A 25,354-nucleotide genomic window follows, 5' to 3' on the forward strand; every position below is an offset into this window, starting at 1 on the left:
CCATGAAGTTATTGAAGAAATTGAAGTTTTTATTATATGTCTTCTTCATGTCCTTCATGCTCTTCATGGTAAATTCAAATCATGTTAATCATGTTAATCATGTCTATTTGATTACTTTTAGCTCTTAACTTTTTAAACTGAGCAAATTCGTGAATTTGTTCTACACCGCGGCATTTATCTATACTAACCGCTCCATAATTCTTCACTTGTTTATCAACATTATCAGAATGTGAAACAAGTGAAGAACGGCTCTGATTGCGTCATACGATATTTCTTAATTCTTAATTCTTAATTCCTAATTCCTAATTCTCAACTAATTATGCCGTATCCCTGCCCAGACGACGCTCATTTCTCGCCCGTCCAGTGCCAGTGTCAGGTGCATCTGCACCGCCAGTCCGCGGCAGCCGAACTGCACACTTTTGACGTTTGATACGATCGTTTTTTCGTCCAGCATCTGGTCATGGCTGAACGTGCCGCTGGTCAGCGTACCCGTTTCGGTTATCAGCTCGCCGTCGGAGAGGTAGAAGCTCTGGTACCTGTCCGGGAAGACGCCGGGGTTTTCCGGGTCGGAAAAATGATACACCTCGATATGGTCAAGGTCGCTGTTGAGGTACAGCCGCCGCCCGAACGCCTTGCGGCAGGCCGTCTCGAACGTCTCGCGTGCCGCGTAGAGGTCCTGCGGTATCGGCCCGAACACACGGTCGTAGATATCCTTCCAGTCGTGTGCGGAACGCGACATCACATTGCCCACGGCAAGAACCGCGATAAGCATGATCATCATGCTCATCCCCAGCTCTATCAGCGTCATTCCTTTGTATCGTTGATTTATCATTTTAATTTAAATTAAGTGGACAGGATTTACAAGATTTACAAGATTGAAATAACTAAAATGAAAATCTTGTTGATTATGTCTATTTTATATAATTTTTAAATTTTCGTTTAACCTGAACAGAATTTCCAAAATTAATCAACAGTCCGTCATTTATACAAGTAGCATTGAGGTAATTTACCAGTTGTACCTCATGCTCTTTAGCCAGTGCACGGATTGCTTTTATCTCGACAATAACCAAATCATTAACAATCAAATCGGCCAAATATTCACCAACAATCTGGTTCCCATAATAAACGCTTAACGGTGCCTGCTGCGTGACAGAACATCCTGATCTCTGCAATTCCACACGCATGGCATTCTCATATACTTTCTCAAGAAAGCCCGAACCAAGAGTTTTATGCACTAAAAAGGCACAACCGATTATTTTCTCTGTTAGCTTGTCAATATTCATATATTATGTGGGCATAATTTACAAGATGGACAAGATTAAAATAACTAAATAAAAATCTTGTTAATCATGTCAATCATGTCTAATTGATTTTCTTGCCTATTAAGTTTTACTGCATCAGCAGCGAAGCGCTGTAGCTTCGGTTGCCTTCCCTGGTGACCGTATCGGTTCTGAAATAGTTCCAGACAATATCAATATTGAGATATTTAATCCCGCTGTCCCACGCTACCGACATCGCGGTATAGTAGTACACGCCGTTGAGCACTACCACGTAGCCGGTGCCGTTGATCAGATACGCCGACTCGCCGATCGAGGGATATTTGGCGCTTGTTGCGATCGAGAAGTTATCCGCGTTGATAATCGCCAGCGGAAGCTGGTTTATCGGGTCATAGTCATACGCCCCGCCGTAGCCCCGCCAGCTCTCAAGCAGGATATTGCCGACCATAGAAGCGCCCACATACCCTTCTGCGCGTCGGGCTTCAACCACCGAGTAGTACTTGTAGCCTGAAGCGCCGAGGATAATGATTATCAATATCGAAAGACCCATAAGAACCTCGATATAGGTAAAGCCCCGGCCGGTATTCAATTTTCCGCTTTTGTTGTTCATGTTTTATTTAAATAAGAAAATCCGCAGATTACGCAGATTTTCGCTGATTATTTTTTGTATCTATTAACTTTTTAAATTATTGTTTTACCATGAAGTTATTGAAGAAATTGAAGTTTTTATTATATGTCTTCTTGATTCCCTTCATGGCAGCTACAAATACGAAAATTCAAATCTCTACTATTATTCTGTCTTCACTTTTAAAGGCACTGAGAAAATTCGTGAGTTTTCTCTACAATAATGCTTATCTATTAACTTTTTAAACTCTTCGCAGTCCGGCCGCCCCGGACGACACAAAAAAGCGACAGGCAGGGATGCCTGTCCTACGTAATTAAATCTGCGACAATCTGCGTAATCTGCGGATTTACCGGATTCTCAATTCTCTCCCTCAAGTATCAGCTCATATTCGCCGCTTGAGTAGAGGTTGAACTGTCCGGGCGTGCCGGGTGCGTTTTCCTTGGTAGATACGCAGACAATCTTGTACTCAAGCTCCGTGGCCGTCCATACAAGATCGGTGATCTGATAATCGCTCAGCGTGAAATACTTACCCTCGAGGTCTCCCGGCCCGAATCCAAGCGCCTTGACATCCGCCGGCGGGCCGCCCTCGCCGCACGTCTGGGCATAGTAGCCGCGCAGAGAGGTTGCGATCGCTCCGCAGCCGGTCTTGCCCTCCGTCCATTTGGCGGAATCGACAAAACGGGTTTGAAACGACATTCCGATAGCTGATAATATGGTGATTATCAACACTACCACCATCAGCTCTACAAGTGTAAAGCCCGAATTACGCCTGAATGTTACGCCTTCGCAAAACATTGTATTTAGTTTTCAAACACCCCCAACGCGGCTTGCCCGCGCGCATCCTATACTGTTATCATACCCGATACTAAAAAACCAAAGGGAGGGGAAAATCCCCTCCCGTTGGATCAAACCATTTTATTAATCTTCATTAAGGCTGCCGTCAGAGCTGTCATAGGTAAACGGGCCACCGTCAGGTCCACCTTCTGGTGATGTACAGGTCACTGTAAAGACAAGATCGGATTCACTCCAAGTAACGATATTGAACGCATAGTCTCCACCCGTACCATCGTCGCCGGGGCCAGAAAAATACGTACCATCAAGATCACCGCTTTCGAAACCAAGATCGCCCAAAGTAGCCGGTTCGGACCCATAAGTAGAATTTCCACCGGACTCTGCATACATTGCCCTTATAGCTGTGGCGATAGTACCGATACCGGCCTTGCCTTCAGCCCATTTAGCGGCATCGATACGGCCTCTGAGAAGCGGGATTGTTACAGCTGCAAGGATCGCTACGATCAGTACAACTACCATTAATTCAACAAGTGTAAAACCTTTACGTTTCATAATAAGTCTCCTATAAATGAAACACACTAAAATAAAAACCCTCCCCGCCGAACAGCCGGCAGGAAAACTAAAGAGCTTTTTAATTACTTTAATTAGGAAAATCCGCAGATTACGCAGATTTTCGCTGATTATTTTCGTAGCTATTTATTTTTTAATTCTTCGTAGGTCGGGCTTCCAGCCCGACACAAATTAAATTCCCCTCTCGTAGAGGGGTGCCCGAAAGACGGGTTTTTTGCACGCTAAAGCGTGTACTCTTACTAAGTAGGTCAACCGTCCTCGGTTGACATCGAAACCGCAAGCGGGGACGCTTGCCCTACGTAACTATTAATTTTTTATTAACCATGAAGTTATTGAAGAAATTGAAGTTTGTATTATATCTTTTCTTCATGTCCTTCATGCTCTTCATGGTAAATTCAAATCCTGTTAATCATGTCTAATTATTTTTTAAAAGAGCATCCCGATTTATCGGGATTCAAACAAATTCGTAATTCTTAATTGTTAATTCTCTAATTTTAAAATAACGATCTATATAAAAATCAGTCTTGTCTTGGTTTTAATTAGGAAAATCCGCAGATTACGCAGATTTTCGCTGATTATTTTTCGTAGCTATTTATTTTTTAATTCTTCGCAGGTCGATCCTTCCAGCCCGACACAGTAGGTCAACCGTCCTCGGTTGACATTGAAATGGCAAGCGGGGACGCTTGCCCTACGTAACTATTAATTTTTTATTAACCATGAAGTTATTGAAGAAATTGAAGTTTGTATTATATCTTTTCTTCATGTCCTTCATGCTCTTCATGGTAAATTCAAATCCTGTTAATCATGTCTAATTATTTTTTAAAAGAGCATCCCGATTTATCGGGATTCAAACAAATTCGTAATTCTTAATTGTTAATTCTCTAATTTTAAAATAACGATCTATATAAAAATCAGTCTTGTCTTGGTTTTAATTAGGAAAATCCGCAGATTACGCAGATTTTCGCTGATTATTTTCGTAGCTATTTATTTTTTAATTCTTCGTAGGTCGGGCTTCCAGCCCGACACAGTAGGTCAACCGTCCTCGGTTGACATTGAAATGGCAAGCGGGGACGCTTGCCCTACTTAGCTTCTAATTATTTGACAGGATTTACAAGATAGATAAGATTAATTTTTTATTAACCATGAAGTTATTGAAGAAATTGAAGTTTTTGTTATATCTTTTCTTCATGTCCTTCATGCTCTTCATGGTAAATTCAAATCCTGTTAATCATGTTAATCATGTCTATTTGATTACTTTTAGCTATTAACTTTTAAAACTGAGCAAATTCGTGAATTTGCTCTACACGGCTCTGATTGCGTCCTACGCTATTGCCTTATGCCTATATCTTAACTTTTTAATCTGCGATAATCTGCGTAATCTGCGGATTTTCTCATTTCGTAATTGATTAGAAATCCGACATCGTAAATATCGGCAGGTACAGCGCCAATACCACTACCAGCACTATCGCCCCGACCACCACGATCATGATCGGCTCAAGCATCGCCGTCATCGAGGATATCGCCTCGTTGAGTTTTTTCTGGAAATAATCGCTTGTCTTATCCATAATCGGGCTGATCGTGCCGGACTTTTCGCCGATATCCACCATCTTCAAGAGCAGATTCGGGTAAAACCCCGTCGAGCCCATCGCATCGCAAATGTTCTGGCCCTCTGTAATCCGCTTTGACGTATCGGTAACAGTCTTTTTTATAACATCGTTTCCGGTCATCTGCTTCAAAATATTAAGCGTCTCAAGTATGGAAACGCCGGATGCCAGCATCGTCGCCATCGTCGTGCAGTAGGTGGAGACAAACGCGTTTTTTATGATTCCCTTAATCAGCGGGAACCGCAGTGCCAGCCTGCTGTAGTTTTTGTGTCCGGTTTTTGTCCTGCCGTAATACACCAGCACCATTACAACCGCCGCGGTTATTCCCGAGAACAGCAGAAAATGATCCTTCATACCGTTATACACCGCCAGAAAGCCCACTGTAAACGCCGGCAGCGGCTTATCGCCGAACATGCTGAACATCTCTGTGAACTTTGGTATTACAAACGTCGCCATGATAGCGATAATAACGATAACAAAAACAACGACAAACGCCGGATAGGCAAGCGCCGAGCGCACGCGGCGGTTTATCTCGTCACGCTTTACATAGTAATTCGCCAGCTTTTCAAAGACCGCGGGCAGGTTTCCGCTCTGCTCACCGGCGATAATCATCGCGTTGAACATCGTGTTAAATACATTTGGATATTTGCCGACTGCCTGCGAAAGTGTCTGGCCGGCCTTTATGTCGGAGCTCATCTCCGATATTATATACTCGAAATAGGGGTTTCCAACGTCCTGTGCGATTGTGTCGAATGCCTCTGTGATCGGCACTCCGCCGCCCATCATCGCGTTTAGCTGCCAGCAAAACGCCGAGAGATGATCGAGTTTGACCCGCCTTTTGGCTACCTTTTTGCCGGCTTTACCCTTCTGCGCAACCTGCTGGATGTGAATCGGCTTCATACCCTTCTTGCGTGCCCATCTGATGATGTCCGCCTGGTTACCGGCATCACGCATTCCGCTTCTCTGGTTACCCTCAGGGTCTTTTAGTATGTATTTAAATCTTGGCATACTTTTTCCGTGAGCGCAAGCGCCCATGCTAATCGCAATATGCCGGAATAATAGAGAAAGCCCGTTTTGATAAAATTATGGGCCTTAGTTATGCTCCGGCTTAAACCACATTCATCAGCTACACTGCCGCAGCCGCCCAGGCCGTGGCCGCGAACTCAACCCAAACCGAAATGCCGCTGCGGAATAAAATGCCTCTCTAATTCCGCAAGGCTCATCTCTATTGTGTCATATTCACGCTTATAGCTGATTTACTTTTTAAAACATCATGCCCGCCGCGACAAATAACCCCGAAAACCGCATCAGGCATGATTCGAATTTAATATATTGGAGCAGGCATTGCAAGTAAAATTTTAAGAAATTAAATTTCTGCCTTCAAAAACGCCTCAAAAACCGCCGCGTAAATTCCGCCGAATCAGCCGCGGTTACACCTCGTCGGTATAGACAACACTCATCAGTTCCTGGACGGAGGTTTTGCCGTCGAGAAGGGCCTGAACACCGCAGTCCATCAGCCCGCCGTAACCCCTGCTTCTGGCGGCCTCTCGAACCTCGAGCTCGGAGGCCTTGGCGATGATCTGGCGGCGGATGGTATTATCGACGACGAGGAACTCAAAAATCGGGAACCTGCCGGCATATCCGCGGTCATTGCACAGCGGGCAGCCGACACCCTCGTAAAAGGTGGTATTGCGTATGGTTTCCTCGGGCAGTTTGAGCCAGTTCCGGGCAGCCTCGTCCAGCTCGACGGGCCGTTTGCAATAGTCGCATATCCTGCGCACCAGCCTCTGGGCTAACACAAGATTTAGTGTAGATGCCAGCAGGTACGGCTCTAACCCCATGAACACAAAACGGCTTATGGCACTGGGGGCGTCGTTGGTATGAAAGGTACTAAGCACAAGGTGGCCGGTCATGGCGGCTTTCATGGCGATATCCATGGTCTCGCGGTCACGTATCTCACCCAGCAGAACTATGTCTGGATCCTGCCTCAAAATCGCCCTCAGACTCGAGGCAAATGTCAGCCCGATATCGCTGCGGACCTGCACCTGATTTATACCCCCCAGGCGGTACTCCACAGGGTCCTCTACGGTGGTGATATTCTTACGCGGATCCTTAAGATAATTGAGGGCCGAATAGAGGGTTGTACTCTTGCCCGAACCGGTCGGGCCGGTGACCACAATTATGCCGTGAGGCTGCTGTAAAATTTTTTTGAAAATTTCTAAATATTTTGGTTCAAAACCGACTCCGTCAATGTTATTTGGAATGGATGAGCTGTCCAGAATACGCATAACTATCTTCTCTCCGTAGATCGTCGGCAGCGAATTTACACGAACATCGACCGCTTTTGAGCCGGCACGCAGCTTGAATCTGCCGTCCTGGGGAAGTCGCCTCTCGGCGATGTCCATCTGGGAAAGAATCTTGAGCCTGGTGGTAACGGCGGCCTGCATTTTGCGGCTCGGAGGCACCATTTTCATCAATTGGCCGTCAACACGCATACGGATATCCATGCTCGTTTCCTGCGGCTCTACGTGGATATCGCTGGCACCGGTCTGCACGGCCTGGTTGAGCATCAGGTCAACAAACCGGATAACCGGAGCCCTGCTGGCCTCGGCCTCCTGGACTTCTTCTTCCTCCTCCTCGTAATCACCCGTCTCAACCTCAAGCTCTACTATATCTCGTAGTTCACGCTCGGCCAAGTCCTTTCCATGGTATATAACGTCAACCGCACGGGCGATCTCCTCCTCGGCGATTATCATCACCTCCAGGCTTGCGTTGAGCTTGGCGCTGATGGTGTCGATCGTCAGTACGTTGAGCGGGTCTGTCATGGCGACCTGGACAACGCCGCCGTCCTCGCTCTCGCTCACCGCGATAAGCGAGTACCGCTGAGCGACAAGCTCGTTGAGCTTCCAGGCAACGTCCATATCGATATCGTCGAAATGCTCCGGCCCGAAGTACGGCACGTCGAAAAACTCGCTCAAGAGCTGCGCACACTCGACAGAGCTGATAACATCCATGGATACGAGTATCTGGCCAAGACGCTTTTTTTCTGTCTTCTGGATCTCAAGGGCCTCCTCGAGAATCGCTTCATCTATCCAAGCCTTCTCAATAAGCCACTCGCCAAAACGCATTGTTCCTATCATGCAACTGCCGCTTTCTTATAAATAAAAACTCCGCCGCGAGCGAAATCCGCGGCGAAAAATGCACATAATTTAAACCAACCTCACAATATAACACACCAAAATCGCGATTGCAAGACATTATTGCACCGCCCCAACCTTACAACAGGGCAATCGCATCTAAAATATCATTTTTTAGGCTTTTCGGTTATTTTTTCTTTCAAGGCGTGTTATCCGTATGATTTCGTCAGCATATTGTTGCACTAAGTCCATGAATTGGTTGTAACTATCTATGTCAGCCTGCAGTGCTTCAAGCTCATCCTTTGGGACATATCGCACAACATTGGCTCCATTTTTCCACGTTTGGTGGTTGAAATGCTGCCGGTTTTTCATCTGACATATTTTCCCTCGTTCCATTCGCTCTATTTTTGCGATTTTTTCTAATAATTTTATAGCTTTTTTTGTCTTTTTCATTATAGTATAATATATAGTATTCTATATCTTTGCAACGTTAAAACGAGGAAAATTATGAAAAAAGAACAAAACCAACGCAGATTAATGGACTATTTTTCGACAATTGAAGACCCCAGAGTCGAGCGTACTCGCAAGCATGAGCTTAGCGATATTTTATCCATTGCAATTTGTGCAATAATTTGTGGCGCTGATGGATGGACACAGGTTGAAGAGTTCGCTCAGTGCAAAGAAGAGTGGTTTAAAAGTTTTCTTTCTTTGCCTAATGGCATTCCTTCTCACGACACATTTGGACGAGTATTTTCTTCTCTCAAACCCGACTCATTTGAACAATGCTTCCTCGAATGGGTCAATGCCTTAGCCCAAAAGAGTGAAGGCAGGCTCATAGCCATTGACGGCAAGACTATGCGTAGAAGCGTTGATTATGCATCTGAAAAAGCGGCTGTTCACATGGTAAATGCCTGGTGCGACACCAACAAAATGGTCATTGGGCAGATTGCAACAGAAACCAAGAGCAATGAGATAACGGCTATACCTAAGCTCTTGGAGTTAATTGATTTAGATGGTGCAGTTGTAACAACTGATGCTATGGGCTGCCAAAAGGAAATTGCTAATGCTGTAATTGAAAATGATGGGGACTATATCTTGCAGCTAAAGGCAAATCAGACCGGCCTGCATAAAAATGCAGTTACCCTTTTTGATGAATGTATAGACGATAATGTCTATAATATTCAATATACTGTTGCAAGTGAAACTGATGGAGGCCACGGCAGGGTTGAAGAACGCACATTGCGGGCTGTTTCAAATGTAGGATTCCTTAACTCTGAAAAGAAGAACTGGGTCGGGCTCAAGAGCCTGATATGTGTGGAGGCAAAGAGGAGCATAGGAGATGAAACAAGCGTAGAGAAACGGTATTACATATCAAGCCTGACTTGCAAAAATCCGCCAAATTTACTCAAATATATCAGGGGCCACTGGGGGGTAGAGAACTCCTTGCACTGGTGTTTAGATATCAGCTTTGCCGACGATGAAAGGAGAATAAGAAAAGGTTATGGAGCAGAAAATTTTGCAAGGCTCTCACGAATAGCACTGAATCTGCTAAAACAGCAAACCAAGCACAAGGTCGGCATAAAGACCAGAAGGCTGTGCTGCGGCTGGAACGAGCAATACCTATATCGCGTGCTGACACAACAAAATAAAGGACTTTAGATGCGATTGCCCTGAACCTTACAATTTATGTGCATCTGAAGAATAACTTTAAATAAAACATGTATCTCATGCGTATTATCTGCTAAAATGTGCGATCATACTAGATACAAAAATCCAGGTACGATTTTGAAAGGTTACAAAAATGGACGTAAGTAAAACTAAGACCTCACGCTGGAACAAGTTTTTCCTCGCCCTGCTGGCGGCAGTCCTGACACTGCTGATTTTCTGGGCATTTTCGTTTGTGCTGCGTGATATTGGAGATTTGCCCGGGCCGGACAGAGAAAAGATTGAAAAGAATTATATCACCCAGGAAAATATCGACACCCTCGATGCGCTCCGCAAAGAGCGTGAAGAGCTAAACTCCGCCCAGACACGCCAGAAAGACCTCCAGCAGCTTGCAAACCAGACTATCGAGATGCTGGTAAAAAAAGGACAGCTAAGCCCCGGCGAGCAGGAAACTCTCGCACGCCAGTCTGAAAAGTTCCAGTCCGCCGGCGTTGAGCTCGAAAAACTCACCAACCAGCTCTACGAAGTGAACCAGAAGATAAGCAGGCTCGAAGAACAGCACAAAAAGAATCTTGCAAATGCAGATGAAGAGTTCAGAGAGCTTTACAAGAAGCATAGGCTCAAAACCGCATTCGTAAAACTGGCGTTTATCGTGCCGGTTCTGCTGATAAGTGCCTGGCTGGCGCTGAAATACCGCAAAAGCCCCTACCGCTCATTGATTTTCGCGGCGTTTATCGCGTCTTTCTGGAAGACGGTGGTTGTAATGCATAACTATTTCCCAAGCCAGTACTTCCGTTATATTCTCGTTGCCGCGGCGATCGCCATTACAGCCGCGATAATGTACATAATCATCAGACAAGCCATAAAACCGAGGCTCGACTGGCTGCTGAAGCAGTACCGCAGCGCGTACAGCGGCGGCAGGTGCCCGGTATGCTCAGAGCCAATCCGCCGCGGCCCGCTAAAAGACATCACCGGCCAGGATGGAAAACCACGCCTCAGCGTAACCATCAGCGGCGATGTAAGAGAAAAACCGTATTCCTGCCCGTCATGCGGGACAAGACTGTTCGAAAAATGCAAAAACTGCGGCGAAATTCGAAAATCTCTGCTTCCGTTCTGCCAGAGCTGCGGCGATGAAATAGAGATTAACGAAAAGACCTCATGACAAATTAAGGTTAAATACGTTTTAATTCCACAATGACAATGATTTATGTAAATACATTAATGGAGACGATAAATGATTAGATGCGGTTCTGTACTTGAGATTTTAGAGGAAAAAATCGATGAATATAAACAGCTTCACGCCGAGGTATGGCCTGAGGTGCTGGATATGGTGCGGCAATGCAATATAACCAATTATTCGATATTCCTCCGCAGGCTGCCTGACGGAAAATTCTACCTGTTCAGCTACTTCGAATATACCGGCACGGACTTTGAGGCTGACATGGCAAAGATGGCCGCCGACCCGAACACCCAGCGATGGTGGCAGGTCTGCGGGAAGTGCCAGAGACCGCTGTCCGACCGCGAAAAAGGCCAGTGGTGGGCACCGATGCAAGAGGTTTTTCACTGTGACTGACTGAAACACAATCTCATAAGCCTATTATTATTGATTTATGAGCTAAACAGTCTTATAATCCGGTATGACTTTTTCGAAGCTATTTTATATTAAGCTAAAAACAATGTTGATTCTATCAATAAACCTGTTTTACCTTTTACTGAATAATAACAAAAGTAATATATGAAAAACTTTCCTAAACAGCTGACACTTTTTGATGATATAGATACTGTCGGTTTAAAAATCGAGGATGCTGCCTGTCAAGCCGGTGTTTCAACAGCAACAATCAGAAACTGGATAAAAACAGGCTATCTAAAATTAGAAAGCAAAGGCTCTGTATGTTATAAATCATTCGATAATTTTTTACAGAATGTGGCGGGCACTCATAAATTAAACTCCCGAGCCAATAAATCACGCAAGGACTGTCATGACCATATAAATGTGTCATCTGAATTTCTCAGGAAGATAAATACCCAATCAAATCCAATTGACCAGATTAGTGATGAATATGAATCTTCGTTGTCTGATTCATACAGGAACAAAGAAGGAATATACTACACTCCATCTTCTGTTGTGGAAGATCTTTTTAAAAAGCCGTTTCCAGATGTTTCCACAAAAACTTTTTGCGACCCCTGCTGCGGTTCCGGCAACTTTATAATGCATGCTTTGAATTTAGGATTCAAACCAGAGAACATCTACGGCTATGATTGCGACCCGGTAGCTGTCGCGATTACTAAAGCCAGAATATTTGAGAAAACAGGTTACAAAACAAAGAACATAATTGTCGCAGACTTTTTAAGCAGTTCTTTAAAAAGAGAAGCTAGACTTTTTGATTGCATTTATACCAACCCGCCATGGGGGAAAAAACTGCCAAAAGATGAAAGAGATTTTTACGGCAGAATTTTACAAGCCGGTAAAAGTGTTGACACTTGCTCTCTCTTTTTTTTCGCTTGCTTAAGAAGATTAGAAGTATCGGGGAAATTAGGTATATTGCTGCCTGAGGCATTTTTTAACATCTCAAGTTATGAGACAGTAAGACTTAAAGCCCTAAACCTCTCGATTGAACGTTTGATTGACTACGGAAAGTGTTTTAAAGGTTTGGTTACTAAAGCTCAGGCAATTGTTTTGAGCAACAAAAAAAACAAAAACTCCTCTGAAAACATAGTATGCCAAACAAATAACACAAAATTTATGCGTACCAGCCTTTCATTTATAAATAATCCAAAATCTATATTTAACTTTCATCGCGGTAAAAATGATTCCGATGTAATAGAGCATATTTTTTCCTTGCCTCATGTAACACTGAAAAACAATGCAGACTGGGGGCTTGGTATAGTAACGGGAAATAACACTAAATTTTGCCGCAACACTCCTTCTGCCGGATACATGCCGGTTTACAAAGGCTCTGATATAACCAAAACCGGACTAAAGGAATCGCACTGTTTTATCCCAAGAGATTTAACTCAATATCAACAGGTAGCTCCCGTTGAAATGTTTGAAGCTGAGGAAAAATTGATTTATAAATTTATATCCTCTGATTTATATTTTTTCTGCGATACACAAAAAAGATATGTTTTGAACAGCATTAATATGCTCATCCCTAAAAAGAGTTTTCCCGTTAAAAACAAACAATTGTGTTTATTATTGAACTGCGATTTTATAAACTGGCTTTTCAAAAGTATTTTTAACACACATAAAATACTAAGAGGTGATTTAGAATCTCTTCCTATACATGCCGAATATTTCGAAAGACATGCTGTTTTTAACGAAAATACATATTTATCATTTTTAAACCTTGAGAAAACAAACAATGGAACTTACAGAATTAAAAGATAAAATAATTTCTTCTTTTACAGGGTCAGAAAAAGATTTACATCAAGTCCTTGATTTAGTTGAAGAAGATCAGGCTATATTTCCTTTTAATGAATTCAAACATCTTATATGTAACTTGCTTCATAAAGGCGGGCTCAGTTATGATAAATATGTAGAAATCAGAACCGAGTACATCAGTGAAAACCCAAACCTTTGGATATTTGAAATTTCTGCTCCCCGCGGATTTGGAGAGAAATTCGCTCAAACATACGTCCAGGGAAAATGTTCAAAGCTGAAAAAACCTTCAAAGAAATTAGATAAAAATTACAGCGGTGAATACGATTTGTGGCTTGACGGAATAACAATTGAAGTAAAGGCTTCACGCGCCGTAGATAGCGACAGCGAGGAGCCTCTGTATATGAAGGCTTTATCACGCAACACAGATAAAAGGTTTTTAATGAATTTCCAGCAGCTCAAACCACAATGTTGTGATGTGTTTATTTGGGTAGCTGTATTTCGTGACCAGATTGTCATATGGATAATGAATTCTGATGAAGTTACAAGTAACCCGTTATTCTCAAAAGGGCAGCACCGGGGAAATATAGGTAAAGAGGGACAGCTGCACATTAAACACGACAATATCCAGCAATTAGATAAATATGAACTAAAAGATGATGACATAGAATCAGCCATCCGAAAGGCTGCCGCACGTAAAAAAGCAAGCCGGTAGATTCTTTGAGTTGCAAAAGATTGAAACAAAAGGTCTTATAACTTATTTGGATATCAAAAGTCTAATAATATTAAGGAAGCTATGAAAAAGATTCTGATTACCGGCGGGGCGGGTTTTGTTGGAGCTAACTGCGCGATGCTTGCGCGCCGGCAGTGGGATGTATATGTTACCACACACAAAACCCGGATAAATCCGGCTCTGCCGGCCAGAGAGGTTGCCTTAGATATAGCCGACCTTGAAAACGTCCAAAGCGTAATATCCCGGATAAGGCCCGTCGCGATCATACATGCCGCGGCTCTAAGCGATACCCGTTCATCCGCGGAAAAGCCCGAATTAGCCATGAAAATGAACGCCGATGGAACAAAAAACATGGCAATCGCTGCCGGCCAGTACGGCGCTAAGCTGGTGTATATCTCCACCGACCTGGTCTATGACGGCGAAGGCTCGCTTTACAGCGAAACGGATACCGCCGCCGCGAGCTGTCATTACGGCAGAAGCAAACTTGCAGGCGAGGAGATGGCGATCCGGTTCTGCGACAATTTGTGTATCGCCAGAAGCGCAACCGTTTACGGATGCAACATTAACAATAAAAAGAACTTCGCCGAATCGCTGATAGAAAAACTCGGCTCGTCAGAACGGGTAAAACTCTTCACTGATGAATACCGCTCTTTTATCCACGTGCAGGATTTGTGCAGAATACTGCTGAAAATGGCGGCAGATACAAAACTCACAGGCATATACAACGCCGGCGGGCCGCAGAGGCTGAGCCGCTATGAATTCGGACTCGAGCTGGCAGATGCTTTCGGTTTTGATAAATCGCTCATAGAGCCGTCAAAGATTGACCCGGCAATGTTTAACGACCACCGCCCGAAAGACTGCTCCATGAACATATCGAAGTTAACTGAAAAAATTGGTATCAGCTTAGCCGATGTATCGGAGGGGTTAAACGCAATGCGCCGGCAGAGGGCGTAAACTATCACCGGTAAACACCAGTTAAACTGCCGGATAAATTGTTTCTATTTTTAGAAACTTTTTAAAAAAAAGATTGACAATCCATAAGTATAGATATTATAATACTATTGTATAATATTGAAAATCAATTGTAGGATATCTGTATAGCAGATTAACCAAATCGGAAGTGTGTAAAAATGAAAAGTAATGTTTGGTATAAGAGATAGAGAGTTTGTGACTTCCTTTTGCCTCCAGGGCTGACCGCTGCGGATTGTCTATAGCGGAGCGCCTCTTCATTTCTTAAATCAACATTCAATAACTGATAAACCAGTATTTGGAGTTTGAGCAATGAAAACGAAAAGTCTTTCCTCATTATTTGCTATTGTTTGTATAGCTGTTTCCACGCCATTATTCGCCGCGACTGTGATTCCGCTCAGTGACGCGGTAACCACCGATATTCCGGTTGTTTCCGGCGACGGGTTCTTCTGCGAATTGTTTTTGATCGGCGGAAACGGAACCCCAACTCCCTCAAGACTGGACGGTTATACGCCAGACGCTGACCTGCAGAGTCCGGTTATAAACTTCCCAAACCCGGGAAATGACGTATCAATCTCGTCTTCATTCACGGCGTTTTTCAGTGACACTGTCTATGCGCCCGAATCGGTTCAAAACCTTAACCCGTCCGGCTTTATCATGCGAATGACGTCCAACCTCAAAATCACCAGCGACCTTGATATGAACCCCGCGACCCCCGAGATTGATATCTCAATCCGCCAGGGCAGCGACGACGGACACTACCTGGTCATAGGCCAGCAGTTCCTCGGCTCCTCCGGCGAACACCCTTTCACGTGGTACAGCTACGACCTCTCCTTCGAAGGCGAGGGGTTATACCCGTACTACCAGCTCTTTGCCGCTAACAGCGTCGGCATATCCGGCGTTGAGCTGCAATGGAGTACCGCCACATCCGGCGGCTGGGCTGTTATTCCCCAGGAATACGCATTCCTCAGTACTGACGGCCAGTGTGAGCAGAAGGTATATTTCGACGAGCTATCCGAGGGCACAGCGGTTACCAACCAGTACGAGTCACTCGGCGCGGTATTCGAGACACTAAGCGGCGGCATTGTCGCCACTTCCAGCAAACCGCTGGAGTTTGTGCCGGTCAGTGCAAGCAACGTTCTTGCCGACCCCGCAACAGAGCCCGCCGAGGAGGGGATTCTAAGCATAAAATTTGTTGACCCGGTCAGCCTCACACCGGCAACAACCGATTATTTCTCGACTTACGTAATTGACGCCGAATCAATCGGTGCAACTGTTACCGCTTTCGATATAGCCGGTGAGACTTTATATACCGAAAGCGTAACGGATAAAGGATACGCCTCACAATATTTTGTCGAAATAGCCCAAAACGGCATTTACGAAGTTGTGATAACCCTGGGCAGCGGCGCGGACACCTCTGCGCTGGACAACATCTGCTGGGCGACACCAGACGAGATACTTCTGCCGGATATAGCACTTTCAAACCTCAACACTGACGTTGAGGGCTGGGGCGGTATGCCGATAAATGTATCTCTCGATATAACCAACGCCGGCAACAGCATCCTCCAGCCGGGCTGGGACATAGACTTCTATGTATCTGACGATGAGACTTTTGACGAATTAACTGACGAATTCTGCGAGACTTACAACGTAGCAATACAGGTGGAAACCTCACAGACAGTCGATTTGAACGCAATAATAATGCTTCCAGATGATATTACCGGCGACAAATACCTCATAGCGGTTGCCGATAAGAACGATACTGTCCCTGAATTCCCCGACGAGTATAACAACACGGCAGTATCCGCGGCAGTTATATCTACCGCGACCGACCATGTTCCGCCAAAAGTCATTTCACAGGATCCCGACGGGCTCACGCCCCAGGGCACCAGCTCTGTGACGGTTGAATTCTCAGAGACCATAGATGCGGAGACTTTCACTGCCGCTGAGATAAGTATCACAGACCCTGATTCGGCAGCAGTCGCCGTGAATGACGTGCAGAACACCGAGGGAAACAAATGGAAGATTACTTTCGCAAACTTAATGGAAACAGGCACTTATACGCTCACCATAAACTCCGGCGTTTCAGACCCTGCTGGCAATTATCTTGACGGCAACGGTGACGGAACCCCCAGCTCATACACAGGAACTTTCGAGGTAACCACAGAACCCATTCAGTCAGACCTCAAAGACTGGACAAAACACGGTAACCCGAGTAACGGAAACTGGAACGTCGCTGCTGACGGGCTCAGCGTATTACAGACCGTTAACGGCCAGCCTACATTCTTTATCAGCGATTTTGACCTGACCGATTCGAGTTTCCAGGGCACATTCGCCGTTGAAACCGGCAGCGATGATGACTATATCGGCTTCGTTTTCGGCTTTAACGACAACGACAGCAACCCCTCGACACTTGACAGCCCGTTCTATCTCTTAAGCTGGAAACAGACCAACCAGTCTCATACGGGCTACGGCGAGGCAGGATTTAAGGTTGTTAAGGTTACTGACCCCAATAATTATAACTATTGGGACGTGGAAACAACTTCTTACGGCACCGTTCTGCACCGCCTGACCGCAAGCGACAAGGGCTGGAAAGACTATGAAGTATATGAATTCTTCCTTTCTTATCAGCCGCTAAACGGACAGATAAGGGTAATTATAAACCGCGAAAGCGATGGCGTAGAGCTGTACAACACCGGCCTGTTGACAGACCCCGAACCGCTCGGCACAGGTCGGGTAGGTTTTTATAACTATTCTCAGGCCCAGGTACGCTATGCCGGTTTCTCCTCCGCGGCACTTCAGCCGCCGGTAGCGGTGCCCGGAGAAGACTACTCCTTCAACGCGTCCGGAACCGATATTACGCTTGACGCTACAGGAAGTTACGACCAGGACTACCAAAATCTGGGCTTCGCGGCGATAGCTTCTCTGCAATGGGATATCGGCAATGACGGTATTGGCGATGATGCCGGCCGAACTAACGGCAGCGAAACCCTCACACTCCAGCAGGCCAAAGATAAAGGCCTCGCGATCGGCAGCGATATAGAAGTCGCCCTTACCGTAACAGATGCCGATGCCCTGACAGACACGGCAGTTACAACCGTAACCTATCAAAACACACCGCCCGCGGTAGATGCCGGTTCTGACGATTACGGAACGATATCCAGCGGTCAGAGTGTTGAGCTGCTCGGCAGCGTAACAGATGCTGATATCGCAGTCGATGTCGGCGATTCATTGGCGTACGAATGGGACATCGCTCCCGCGGCAACTGCCGGTGAAATTGGAGACGGATTCAGCCTCGAACTTACGCCGAACTTAGATTATAACACGCTCTTCTCCCTGCTCGGCGCAGGCAGCGGCACACTATACCTCAACGCCGTGGACAGCAGCGGAACCGTCGTTACCGATTCGGCGGCGATTGCGGTCGAGGTTGTCAGCCTTACCGTAACAACCGCGCACGGCACAGCCAACCCGCCAGAGGGGATAAATGTATTTATCCCCGATTCAGAGATAAGCTGCACTGTCAACTCACCGGTTACACAGGGAACTACCCGTTACCTTTGCAGCGGCTGGACAGGCACCGGCAGCGTTCCGGCGACAGGTGCCGGAAATGACACGGGAATCTTCGTTCTCTCGCTTGATTCCTCGATAACCTGGAACTGGGAAACAGAATACTATCTCGATACAGCCGCCGCAGGCGGAGGCAGCGTTGACGTGCCGGACGGCTGGCACCCGCAGGGTGATGTAATATCTATAAACGCCCAGGCTGACGCCTTCCACCATTTCACAGGCTTCAGCGGCGACACCGCCGGTGCGGTCATAGACGGCGGGCAGATAACGGTAACGATGGATCAGCCGCGTGCGATAACAGCCAACTTCGAGATTGATACATATACGGTTACATTCCAGGCCGGTGACCACGGCCAGATAACCGCCGGCTCACCCCAGCAGGCCGTAGCACACGGCAGCTCGGCGGTACCGCCGACAATCACCGCGGATTCCGGCTGGGCATTTGTCGGCTGGGACGTTGATTATACCAACATAACCGCAGCAGTTACAATCACCGCACAGTACCTGCCGGCATATACAGTAACATTCCAGGCCGGCGACCACGGCGAGATAACCGGCGGCAGCGCCGTTCAGACAGTCCCCGAGGGCGGCAGCGCAACCGCTCCGACGGTAACAGCGATGAGCGGCTGGGTATTCACCGGCTGGGACGCTTCGTTAACCAACATTACATCTGATTTGACGGTAACAGCGCAGTACAGCGGAGCCGAACTCGGCCTGACGGTTGACGCCGAAGAGGTCCGCGAAAACACAACCACACCAAATATCAGATGCGTAGTAAGCCGCAACGGCTCATTCAACCAGAACCTGAGCGTATCTGTCATCTCTTCCGACACCTCAGAGATTACGGTGCCGGCTAATGTGACGATACCGGCAGGACAGACCAGCGCCGCGTTCTTCGCGACGGTACTTAACGACGGTCTGCTCGACGGCGACCAGACGGCGGTAATTACCGTTTCCGCCGGAGGCTATCTGCCCGCGGACGCATCGATACTGGTTATTGACACGGAGAAACCAACACTTTCGATTCAAATGCCGCAGATGGAAGCCTACGAGGGCGATATCTTCACCGCGACCTTAAACAGCAACTATCCGGCAGTGGGTGATACTGTGGTTTACCTGCAGAAAACACCGGTTAGCCAGCTTGACATACCCGCCGCGGTAACGATTCTAGACGGCGAGCAGTCGGCATTCTTTGACGTTGTTGTCATAAACGACGATGTCGCCGAACAGGACGGCAATGCCGAGATACGCGCGAACAACCCCTCTTATAATCCGGCGACCGCGACACTGTTTGTATATGACGACGATGTACCCGGAGCGGTTCTGACGATAGCCCCGCAGGAGGCATCCGAGGGGGCGGGCTTCAACGCGGCTGTTGCAACCGTTACCAGAACAGAGCCCGACACGAGCAAACCTGTAAATATTCAGCTCACTGCCGACGTTCCCAACGCCCTGATACTCCCGACCGGAGTTTCCATACCGGCCGGCCAGACCTCTGCCAACTTTATGGTAGGAACGCTGGACAACAGCATGGTTGACGGCGAAAGAATCGTGATGATCAGCGGCAAGGTACTCGTGGCATCGTGCGGCTGTGCTCTCGATCCCTCATCGGGCACAGCGATCGAGTCGGCCCTTACCATACTCGACGACGACGGCCCGACACTCAAGGTTACGCCCGTTCCGGCGACCATGCCCGAGAACAAGCTCAATGCAGGCGTGCTGAGAATAACCCATAATCTCGTTGAGCTTACCGAAGATTTAACAGTCAACATCTCGCATGACAGCGGTGATGAGATATCTGTTGCAGCAACTGCCGTTATACCGGCCGGAGAGCCGGGCGTTGACGTTCCGGTTCAGACACTCGATGACGGCATTGAAGACGGCAGCCAGATGGTATCTATATATGTTGACGCCGCGGGCTACACCTCCGGCACGGCATGGCTGCTGGTCAGTGACCAGAATCTGGCCGACCTGTCTATATCTAACATAGAGATACTCTCTGATGTGGTTACAGGCGAGGATTTCGATTTCAGCTTTGACCTGGACAATATCGGCCTTTGGGACAGCCCGGCAGGTATCGCCGTCAAGGTTTACTACTCAACAAATAACAACATTTCAACCGATAAACTGATCAAGAGCTATGTAACTCTCAAAACCGTGCCTCTGGACGGCTCGATCACAGTAACGCTGACCGCACCTGCACCCGAGGTTACCGGAGACTACAAGCTCATAATCGTTGCCGATTCCGAGAAGATACTCGCAGAGCTCAATGAAGGCAACAACACCGGCTATTCGGACAACTTCCTGATTCAGCCGGCATACAGCGCCGTCACACAGACCGATGTTGCAACGGCGATCGCCCCGCAGCCGATACCGATCTACGGAACGGCGACAATGGCAGACGGGGTAACTCCGGCGGCGAATGTCCCGCTTGATGTTTACACGGTTGTCGGCGGCATGAGAAGAACCATCTCCGCGGTAACAGATGACTACGGCGATTTCTACGCGGAGTTTGTTCCCCTGCCCGGCGAAAAGGGACACTACAGTCTCGGCGCATGTTATCCGGGAATGAACAGCTACGAAGAACAGGACTCATTCGAGCTGCTGGGAATTAAACGCACAACCAGCGCACACATCGTCTGGGACATGACGGTCGGCGACGTAAAAGACGGCGTAATCGGCATCACTAACCCCAGTTACGACAATCTTACCGGCGTTTCTGTTCAGGCGGTCAATAAACCGGATAACTGCCAGATTCAGCTGAACGCTCCATCGTCTCTGCCCGGCGGCAGCACTGCCTCGATAAACTACACTGTAACGGCAACCGGCGTAAGCGAGGGCAACGACTATCACGTTATCACAGTTCGTGTAACCTCCGCAGAGGGTGTTACCTTCGATATTCCGTGCTACTACTTCTCTGAAAGCGTCAAGGGATACCTCAAGGCCGAACCGACTACACTGAGCACGACGATGAACCGCATTGAGCCGCGGCTTGTAGAATTCAAGATACGCAACGACGGCAGCGGCGAAAGCGGCATGATTACAATCGATGTGCCGGCGGCAAGCTGGATTAGGCTGATAAGCCCCAAATATGTAGAATCAATTCCCGGCGGCGGCTCTACAACGGCGGTAATTGAACTGTTCGCAGACGATTCGGTACCGTTCAACGCACCGATAAACGGCTCTATCGCTATCAACGCGGATAACGCCAACAGCGTTATCCTGCCGTTCAGCTTCGAGGCTGTCTCATCAGAAACCGGCAGCATACTCATAGACGTTGTCGATGAATACACCTACTACGTTGAAGGCGAGCCGCATCTCGAAGGAGCCCAGGTCAAGATAAAGAACCCATACACCGGCGAGCTGCTCCACGAGGGCCTGACTGATGTAAACGGTATTTATCAGAGTCCCGAGCTGCCGATAGGCAAATACAGCGTCTCTGTTACAGCAGACAAGCACGCCGGCTGGCAGAACTTCATCGAAGTTGTCCCCGGAACCGTAACGGACGAGCTTGTATTCCTGCAGTACCAGTCGATAACCTATACATGGGATGTCAAACGCACCGAGATAGAGGATCAGTACGACGTTGAGCTGATTGTTGATTTTGAGACAAACGTTCCGGCACCGGTAATCACTATTCAGGCGCCTTCAGAAGTTCCGCAGCTCAACTACGGCGAGGAATACATCTTTAACGTCGTTGTTACCAACCACGGCCTGATAAACGCCCTGAATGTTGAGCTTACACTGCCGACTGTCGAGACGTATCTCTTTGAGGCACTGGTAACTGACATTCCCGTACTGCCGGCCAAGAGCAATATCGTCGTTCCGGTACGCATGTCCAGAGTTGCAAGCGATATGAAGATGGCAACTCCGGAAGACTATATGCCCTGTACCATGGCGATACTGGCGGCGATGGAATATCTCTGCGGTCCCGAATACAGAAATGTGTATGAATCCTCCAACAATATACGCTTCCTCGGCCATCTCTGCGACCTGCTGAGCATGTTAGGCGGATCAATCGGCGGCGGCACAGGCGGCGGAACCAGCGGCGGAACCCCATCCCGCGGCGGCGGAACCGGCACGGCATCGGGCGGCTATTCAAATCCGACTGTCGGCAACACTATCGACGGCTGCGAGGCGATAAAGTGTATCGACTCACTGCTGGGCCTCAATCCGTTTATAGGCGCCGGCGGCACAGGTGTCGGCATTGGCAGCAATCTTGCCAGCGGCAACTACGGCGGAGCCGCATGGGAGGGAACTAAACCGTTTATACCGCATTACGATAAACTCGAAGCCCTGAAAAACTGCCTTGCCATGAAGAGCTCTAAAGAAAGACTCGAAAAGGCACTCAAGGCGGCAGGAGCCTCGGATATTGAACAGAGCATTATCGACGCCGAAAAGATAGTTGACGCTATGATAGCGATGCGGGAGCTGCAATTCTACATCGTCGGCACGGATGCCTGGGAAGATGAGCTCTTTGACGGGTTCCTTGAACTGCTTTCCGGCTCTATGGATCCGGTGACATTTATCATCCCTCCGGAAAATGAAGGCGATCTTATTTCCTATGCCGAGCTTTCAACAACCGTTTCCGCCGCGGACGTGGCATATACCATCGAAAGGTGGAACAGAAGTGTTGAGTACTGGAATCTTGGCTACGAAAACGCCTTAGACGTTCCGGCAGGCCTCAATGATGATTTCATCGAACCGGATGTAATGGAACAGATTATGCAGCCGGTTAATGCTGCCGACCAGTACGCCGTGAGCCGCGGTTTTGCAGGCCTGGCGGACATGGAAGAGACGCAGCTGATTTATATACGCGACTATGTTGAGCAGGGCACCGGCAACGTCTGCGCGGTGGTATCACTTAGGATAAACCAGAGGATCACGATAACCCGCGAGGCATTCGAGGGAACACTGAGCCTTTACAACGGAAACCTGACAACCGATATGACCGATATTCAGCTCGACCTTGTGGTCAGAGATGAGGACGGCAATATCAGCACAGACCTGTTCGAGATATCGACACAATCGCTCGATGTCATGACCGGCATCGACGGCACAGGCACCCTGGCACCGGACGCCGAAGGCAGCGCGGTGGTACTGTTTATACCTGAATACGGCGCAGCACCGGAATTCGCCAAGACCTACTATTTCGGCGGTATCCTCTCCTACACCGACCCGTTCAGCGGTGAGCATGTCGAGGTGGACCTGTTCCCGGTAGCTCTCGAGGTTCAGCCAAGCCCGCAGCTGTATCTGGACTACTTCCTCCAGCGCGATGTCTATGCTGATGATCCGTTTACGGATATCGTCGAGCCGATACTGCCGGCAGAGATGGCGGTTCTCGTGGTCAACAAGGGCTACGGCGTTGCCAAGAACTTCCGGATAGACTCGGCACAGCCGGAGATATTCGAGAACGAGAAGGGCCTGATGATTGATTTTGCCCTGCTCGATTACAATCTTGATGGTGCGGCCCTTAACGGCCTGCCCTCAGAGGACGGGCTCTCCCAGGTCAACCTCGGAGATATAGAGGCCCAAAGCAGCGCGGTCGCGCAGTGGTGGCTGACCTCGACGCTCCAGGGGCACTTTATCGGAATGCAGGCCAGCTTTGTCCATCTAAACAGCTCGGGCAACCCGGATATCAGCCTTATAAAAGAGGTTGATATACACGAGCTGATACGCAGTGTCGTTGCCGACGGCGATGAGCTGCCGGACTTCCTGGTGACAGAGCTCAACGTTAATGACCTGCCCGACACTATATACTTCTCCGACGGACAGGTTGCAGATGTGGCACAGGTTCAAGGCACCGCCGACAACTTCGTCCCGGGCATCGTATCCACGGTTGATATTACCGTCACGGCAAACGCCGGCTGGCAGTATATCTGGCTGCCGGACCCGGGCAGCGGCGATTTTGAGATCGTCGGCGTTACAAGAAGCGACGGCAGTGAACTGCCGCTGCGGAACTGCTGGCTGACCGACCGGACAATGCCCGACGGAGCAGATACAATCTATGAAGACAAACTCCACATATTCGACGGCTTCCCGGAAGCGGGAACCGAGGTTTACACCATCGAGTTGATCCAGAAAGACGCAAACCCGCCGGAGGTTTCAGAATTCGCAGGCGTAGAGGACAACGAAATCGTTAATGTAATGCCCTCGATAAATGTCGTATTCAGTGAGCCGATCGATCCGGCAACGTTCAGCTATCATGACCTGATGCTGCGTTTCCAGGGCCAGCTAAAACAGCTTAGCCCCGTTGTCATAACCCAGATCGATGATGTTACTTTCAACCTCGACCTGAGCGGCGTTGATTTCGGCGACGGCTATTACCTGCTGACGGTACAGGCCGCCGGGATCAAAGACACATTCGGCAACTCCGGTGTGGCAGGACGCGAGATCGGCTGGTCGCTGCTGGGCAATACAGAAGTCAACCCTGTTGGCATTGTCTCGTGGGTACTGGTTGATAAGGTTCGCTCCGGAAGGACAACCTACGACTACATCTTCGCCGCGAGACTTCGCAACCTGATGGGTGTTGACGTGAGCAATTTCACCGCGGATATGGTACTTACCACGTCCAACGCAGAACTTATCGACGGCAGTATCTCGATCGCCTCGATACCGGCGGATTCAATAGTAACCGCCGAGACAGATACGATAGCGCTGCGGGTGGATATGACCACGAATCTGCCAACGACGGCACTTAACGGCCAGATGTTCTATGACACTGCAACCGAGCCCGGCCAATCGTTCGACTTCACCAGCTACCTGCTGCTTGAGAGCAACCGCGCAGCAGGCGATGTTAACGGTGATAAGCGGGTTGATATTGACGACCTGTTCATCTTCGGCAATGACTGGCTCAAGGCCGGCTCCGCGGCTGATATTATGCCCGCGCCCAACGGTGACGGGATTGTCAACCTCTGGGATTACGCCGTACTGGCGAAAAACTGGCAGATAATATTTGACTGACCAGAATAATAAACTGCTTATATAACTGAAAACCCGCTCCGCCCCCGTGCGGGGCGGGTATGAAATATCAAAG

Annotated in this window: 15 protein-coding genes; 7 read left to right on the plus strand and 8 right to left on the minus strand. The window is 48.0% G+C overall.

Features of this window, described 5'->3' with window-relative positions; translation table 11 throughout:
* Window positions 1–313: 313 nt before the first annotated feature.
* The 8 genes from SMSP2_RS11750 to SMSP2_RS11785 all read right to left on the minus strand — a co-directional run bounded on the left by SMSP2_RS11750 (window position 314) and on the right by SMSP2_RS11785 (window position 8,401).
* A complete protein-coding gene (locus tag SMSP2_RS11750) occupies window positions 314–832 on the minus strand; it encodes a hypothetical protein (protein ID WP_146684240.1) in 519 nt (172 codons plus the stop codon).
* 79 nt (window positions 833–911) lie between these two features.
* A complete protein-coding gene (locus SMSP2_RS11755) occupies window positions 912–1,283 on the minus strand; it encodes a GxxExxY protein (RefSeq protein WP_146684241.1) in 372 nt (123 codons plus the stop codon).
* Window positions 1,284–1,389: 106 nt separating this feature from the next.
* Window positions 1,390–1,866: a hypothetical protein gene (locus SMSP2_RS11760; protein WP_146684242.1), complete on the minus strand. Its 477-nt coding sequence runs from the start codon at window positions 1,864–1,866 to the stop codon at window positions 1,390–1,392.
* 393 nt (window positions 1,867–2,259) lie between these two features.
* Window positions 2,260–2,697 carry a type IV pilin protein gene (locus tag SMSP2_RS11765; RefSeq protein ID WP_146684243.1) on the minus strand — a complete coding sequence of 146 codons (438 nt, stop codon included), beginning with the start codon at window positions 2,695–2,697 and terminating at the stop codon, window positions 2,260–2,262.
* Window positions 2,698–2,820: 123 nt separating this feature from the next.
* On the minus strand, window positions 2,821–3,246 hold the full coding sequence (locus SMSP2_RS11770; RefSeq protein WP_146684244.1) for a type IV pilin protein: 426 nt from the start codon (window positions 3,244–3,246) through the stop codon (window positions 2,821–2,823).
* A gap of 1,424 nt (window positions 3,247–4,670) precedes the next feature.
* Window positions 4,671–5,876, minus strand: a complete 1,206-nt coding sequence (locus SMSP2_RS11775) for a type II secretion system F family protein (protein ID WP_186804703.1) — start codon at window positions 5,874–5,876, stop codon at window positions 4,671–4,673.
* Window positions 5,877–6,298: 422 nt separating this feature from the next.
* Window positions 6,299–8,008 (minus strand): GspE/PulE family protein, encoded by a 1,710-nt coding sequence (locus tag SMSP2_RS11780; protein ID WP_146684246.1) that lies wholly within the window; start codon window positions 8,006–8,008, stop codon window positions 6,299–6,301.
* Between the two features lie 171 nt (window positions 8,009–8,179).
* Window positions 8,180–8,401 (minus strand): hypothetical protein, encoded by a 222-nt coding sequence (locus SMSP2_RS11785; protein WP_146683311.1) that lies wholly within the window; start codon window positions 8,399–8,401, stop codon window positions 8,180–8,182.
* 111 nt (window positions 8,402–8,512) lie between these two features.
* Between SMSP2_RS11785 and SMSP2_RS11790 the strand changes: the two genes are divergently transcribed.
* The 7 genes from SMSP2_RS11790 (at window position 8,513) to SMSP2_RS11820 (ending at window position 25,281) form a co-directional block, all read left to right on the plus strand.
* Window positions 8,513–9,664 (plus strand): ISAs1 family transposase, encoded by a 1,152-nt coding sequence (locus SMSP2_RS11790; protein WP_146682569.1) that lies wholly within the window; start codon window positions 8,513–8,515, stop codon window positions 9,662–9,664.
* A 142-nt stretch (window positions 9,665–9,806) separates the two neighbouring features.
* Entirely contained in the window at window positions 9,807–10,832 is a 1,026-nt protein-coding gene (locus SMSP2_RS11795; RefSeq protein ID WP_146684247.1) for a GAS domain-containing protein, read from the plus strand.
* 72 nt (window positions 10,833–10,904) lie between these two features.
* On the plus strand, window positions 10,905–11,243 hold the full coding sequence (locus tag SMSP2_RS11800) for an L-rhamnose mutarotase (RefSeq protein WP_146684248.1): 339 nt from the start codon (window positions 10,905–10,907) through the stop codon (window positions 11,241–11,243).
* Window positions 11,244–11,405: 162 nt separating this feature from the next.
* Window positions 11,406–13,058: a TaqI-like C-terminal specificity domain-containing protein gene (locus tag SMSP2_RS11805; RefSeq protein ID WP_146684249.1), complete on the plus strand. Its 1,653-nt coding sequence runs from the start codon at window positions 11,406–11,408 to the stop codon at window positions 13,056–13,058.
* Window positions 13,033–13,764, plus strand: coding sequence for a hypothetical protein (locus SMSP2_RS11810; protein WP_146684250.1), 732 nt, complete (start codon window positions 13,033–13,035; stop codon window positions 13,762–13,764). Before SMSP2_RS11805 ends, SMSP2_RS11810 begins: the two co-directional genes overlap by 26 nt.
* 81 nt (window positions 13,765–13,845) lie before the next feature.
* Entirely contained in the window at window positions 13,846–14,736 is an 891-nt protein-coding gene (locus tag SMSP2_RS11815) for an SDR family oxidoreductase (RefSeq protein ID WP_146684251.1), read from the plus strand.
* A gap of 327 nt (window positions 14,737–15,063) precedes the next feature.
* The gene (locus SMSP2_RS11820; protein ID WP_146684252.1) at window positions 15,064–25,281 is read left to right on the plus strand and encodes an InlB B-repeat-containing protein; all 10,218 of its coding nucleotides are present in this window, start codon (window positions 15,064–15,066) and stop codon (window positions 25,279–25,281) included.
* Window positions 25,282–25,354: the final 73 nt, after the last annotated feature.

The organism is Limihaloglobus sulfuriphilus, from assembly GCF_001999965.1.
GTDB classification, from domain to species: Bacteria; Planctomycetota; Phycisphaerae; order Sedimentisphaerales; family Sedimentisphaeraceae; genus Limihaloglobus; species Limihaloglobus sulfuriphilus.

What these genes read in the sequence shown, in the direction of transcription:
- SMSP2_RS11750 (WP_146684240.1), bottom strand. Translation starts at nt 832, where the DNA reads ATGATAAATCAACGATACAAAGGAATGACGCTGATAGAGCTGGGGATG.
- SMSP2_RS11755 (WP_146684241.1), bottom strand. Translation starts at nt 1,283, where the DNA reads ATGAATATTGACAAGCTAACAGAGAAAATAATCGGTTGTGCCTTTTTA.
- SMSP2_RS11765 (WP_146684243.1), bottom strand. Translation starts at nt 2,697, where the DNA reads ATGTTTTGCGAAGGCGTAACATTCAGGCGTAATTCGGGCTTTACACTT.
- SMSP2_RS11770 (WP_146684244.1), bottom strand. Translation starts at nt 3,246, where the DNA reads ATGAAACGTAAAGGTTTTACACTTGTTGAATTAATGGTAGTTGTACTG.
- SMSP2_RS11775 (WP_186804703.1), bottom strand. Translation starts at nt 5,876, where the DNA reads ATGCCAAGATTTAAATACATACTAAAAGACCCTGAGGGTAACCAGAGA.
- SMSP2_RS11780 (WP_146684246.1), bottom strand. Translation starts at nt 8,008, where the DNA reads ATGATAGGAACAATGCGTTTTGGCGAGTGGCTTATTGAGAAGGCTTGG.
- SMSP2_RS11785 (WP_146683311.1), bottom strand. Translation starts at nt 8,401, where the DNA reads ATGGAACGAGGGAAAATATGTCAGATGAAAAACCGGCAGCATTTCAAC.
- SMSP2_RS11790 (WP_146682569.1), top strand. Translation starts at nt 8,513, where the DNA reads ATGAAAAAAGAACAAAACCAACGCAGATTAATGGACTATTTTTCGACA.
- SMSP2_RS11795 (WP_146684247.1), top strand. Translation starts at nt 9,807, where the DNA reads ATGGACGTAAGTAAAACTAAGACCTCACGCTGGAACAAGTTTTTCCTC.
- SMSP2_RS11800 (WP_146684248.1), top strand. Translation starts at nt 10,905, where the DNA reads ATGATTAGATGCGGTTCTGTACTTGAGATTTTAGAGGAAAAAATCGAT.
- SMSP2_RS11805 (WP_146684249.1), top strand. Translation starts at nt 11,406, where the DNA reads ATGAAAAACTTTCCTAAACAGCTGACACTTTTTGATGATATAGATACT.
- SMSP2_RS11810 (WP_146684250.1), top strand. Translation starts at nt 13,033, where the DNA reads ATGGAACTTACAGAATTAAAAGATAAAATAATTTCTTCTTTTACAGGG.
- SMSP2_RS11815 (WP_146684251.1), top strand. Translation starts at nt 13,846, where the DNA reads ATGAAAAAGATTCTGATTACCGGCGGGGCGGGTTTTGTTGGAGCTAAC.
- SMSP2_RS11820 (WP_146684252.1), top strand. Translation starts at nt 15,064, where the DNA reads ATGAAAACGAAAAGTCTTTCCTCATTATTTGCTATTGTTTGTATAGCT.